This window comes from Streptomyces sp. UNOB3_S3 (assembly GCF_020740895.1).
Taxonomy (GTDB): domain Bacteria; phylum Actinomycetota; class Actinomycetes; order Streptomycetales; family Streptomycetaceae; genus Streptomyces.
Genome location: NZ_JAILXP010000579.1, coordinates 1 through 2,932, shown reverse-complemented (window position 1 = coordinate 2,932; position 2,932 = coordinate 1). Strand labels below are relative to the sequence as shown.

The window sequence follows — 2,932 nt, the reverse complement described above, 5'->3', positions numbered from 1 at the left end:
TCGGGGCCCTCGCGGGGCGGCCAGGCGGAGAGCAGCGGCCGGATGAGCCGGGGGTCGGCGAAGGCGGCCCGCACGTCCTCGTAGCGGCTGAGCAGCCAGCCCGTCTCGCCGTTGGGCAACTCGGCCTTGACCACCGGCTGTTCGGCGCGCAGCCGGGCGTAGCCGCACGGCGGGCCGGCGGTGCCGGGTTCCACGGCCGGGACCTGGACGAGCTCGGCGGGTTCCTCGGGGCCGTTCATGCTGTGTGCTCCGTTCCGGTGGGCGACAGGTGTCCGGGCGACGGGTGTCCGGCGGCGGGCTGTTCGGGAGTGGGCTGTCCGGGGGTGGGTCGCGGGATGTAGCCGGACGTGAAGAAGAACTCCAGGTACCGGTCCAGCAGCGCGGTGTCGACGGGCGGGCAGTGCAGCCCGCTGCCGTCCAGGGCCTCCTCGGCGTTGCGGCGGCCCAGGACGGGGAAGACGCCCTTGAGGTACATCTCCTTGACCGACATGTCGGCGTTGCGGCTGCGGTCCACGCACAGGGAGACGAACGGGGCCGTGGCGCTGGTGGGGTTCCGGGCGACGTGGCGCACCAGTTCGCCCACCCACTGGTTGTAGGGCATCGTGCGGATCGCGAAGCCCGCCGCGCGCATCCGGTCCAGGACGTCGGAGAGCATGGCCGGGCGCGGGTTGGTGAGGTGGTGGACCCGCCAGCCGGCCGGGCGGCGGGTGGCGATGTGGACCACGGCCTCGGCGAGGTGGTCGACGGGGACGAAGTCCATGGGCAGCTCGATGTCGGGGGCCAGGCCCGTCTCGGCGATCGTCTTGAACAGGGAGCAGATGGCCGTCTCGGTGTTGCACGCGCCGGTCGCCCGGTCGCCCGTCACCTCGTAGGGCCGGTGGACCGCCACCGGCAGGCCCGCTTCCGCCGCGTGCCGCAGCACCTCCTCGGCGACCCACTTGCTCTCCGCGTAGCCCATGGTGAGCCCGTCGGCGTGCGCCAGCGGCATGTCCTCGTCCACCTTGTCCACCCCGGCCGTGCCGAATCCGGCGACGACGGCGACGGTGGAGATGAAGTGGACGGGCACGCGGCGGGGTGCCGCCAGCTGGACGACCCTCCGGGTGCCCTCGACGTTGGCCGAGCGCAACTCCTCATACGGATAGAGGAAGTTGACCCGGGCCGCGTTGTGCACGATCAGGTCCAGGCTGCCGGAGAGTTCGGCGGCGTGGCCGGGGGAGAGACCGAGATCGGGTTCGGTCAGGTCCGCGGGGAAGCACTCCACCCGCTGCCAGGCGGCCTCGTCCAGGCTCAGCCCGTAGCGGGCGAGGGTGTTGCGCACCCGCCGGGTGGCGTGGGCGTCGCTGGACGCCCGTACGGGGCAGTGGACGCGCGCGGACGTCATCCGCAGCAGCCGGTCGAGCAGGAACGCGCCGACGAAGCCGGAGGCGCCGGTGAGCAGGACGTGCCAGGGGTCCTCGGGGCGCGGGGCCGGGCCCTGCGCGGGCGGCAGCTCGAAGCCGAGCTCGCTCTCGCGCGCGAAGCCGATCGCCGGCCCGGTGCCCTGCCCCGGGCCGCCCGTGCCGCGGCGCAGCTCGCGGACGGCCGTGCTGAAGCCCTCCAGGGTGGGTGCCGTCAGCAGGGCCCTGATCAGGGTGGAGCCCAGCGCGGCGTCGAGGCCCAGCACCGCGAGGGTGCGGGTGACGGTTTCGGAGGCGAGCAGCGAGTCGCCGCCGAGCCGGAAGAAGTCGTCCTGGGGGGTGGGGCGTACGCGGAGCACCTGGTGCCACACCTCGGCGAGGGCGTCGAGCACCCCCTCGACCTTTCCGCCGGACGCGGCCGCGGACGGGTCCGCCTTGGACGGGTCCGTGTCCCCGTGGGCCTCGGGCCGGGGCGCGAGGGCCTTCAGCCGGGCGCGGTCGACCTTGCCGCCGCTGGTCACCGGCAGGTGGTCCATGGCCACCAGGGACGGGACGGTCTGGGCCGGCAGCCACTGGGCGCAGTAGGCGCGGATGCCGGGCAGGTCCAGGGCGTGACCGGGCGTGGCGGCGGTGACATAGGCGGTCAGGGCGTCCGATTCGAGCTCGACGACGGACTCGCCGACCTCGGGGTGGGCCCGCAGCCGAGACTCGATCTCGTCCAGCTCGACGCGTATGCCGCGCAGCTTCACCTGGCGGTCCAGCCGTCCCCGGTACTCCAGCAGCCCGTCGGCGCGCCGGACGACCAGGTCACCGGTCCGGTACAGCGGCCCGTGCGGATGATGGGCGGGCAGCTCGACGAACCGCTCGGCCGTCAGCCGGGGATCGCCGAGGTAGCCCAGGGCCAGGCCGTCCCCGCCGACGTACAGCTCCCCCTCCTCGCCCGGTGCCGCGGCGGTGCCGTCGGGGCGCAGGACGTGGCAGACGGTGGCGCCGAAGGGGCGGCCTATGGGGACGTTCGTGGCGTCGGCGGGCAGCTCGCGCACCACGTGCGCGGTGGAGACGACGGAGTTCTCCGTCGGGCCGTAGAAGTTGACGACGGTGGTGCCGGGGCAGGCGGCCAGCACCTCGTTCACCAGGCGGGGGTCCATCGCCTCGCCGCCGGCGGAGGCGAAGCGCAGCGGTGCCAGGGCCTGGGGGCGGGTGCGGGCCACGAGGTGGAAGACGCTGGTCGTCAGATAGGCGACGGTCACACCCCGGGCGCGGAACAGTTCCTCCAGGGCGGTGGGCGAGAGCAGCTCCGCGCGGTCCGCCAGGACCAGGCAGGCGCCGGTCAGCAGCGCGCCCCAGATCTCGATGGTGGAGGCGTCGGAGGACAGGCCGTAGGCGTGCAGCACGCCGTCGCCGGGCCCGGGCGGGGGTAACTCGCCGTCGGAGAGGACCAGTCGGGCCACGCCGCAGTGCGGTATCGCCACGGGTTTGGGGCGGCCGGACGAGCCGGAGGTGAACACCACGTAGGCGCAGTCGGTGGGGGAGGG

At 74.2% G+C, this 2,932-nt stretch carries 1 protein-coding gene and 1 pseudogene; both read right to left on the bottom strand.

The genetic code is table 11. From position 1 onward, the window contains the following. Positions 1-239, bottom strand: a pseudogene (locus tag K6I33_RS33855) (cytochrome P450); the annotation flags it as partial. Continuing rightward, positions 236-2,932 (bottom strand): thioester reductase domain-containing protein (locus tag K6I33_RS33850; protein WP_229358633.1); only part of this gene is annotated, 2,697 nt, incomplete at its 5' end. The gene K6I33_RS33850 and the pseudogene K6I33_RS33855, both read right to left, overlap by 4 nt.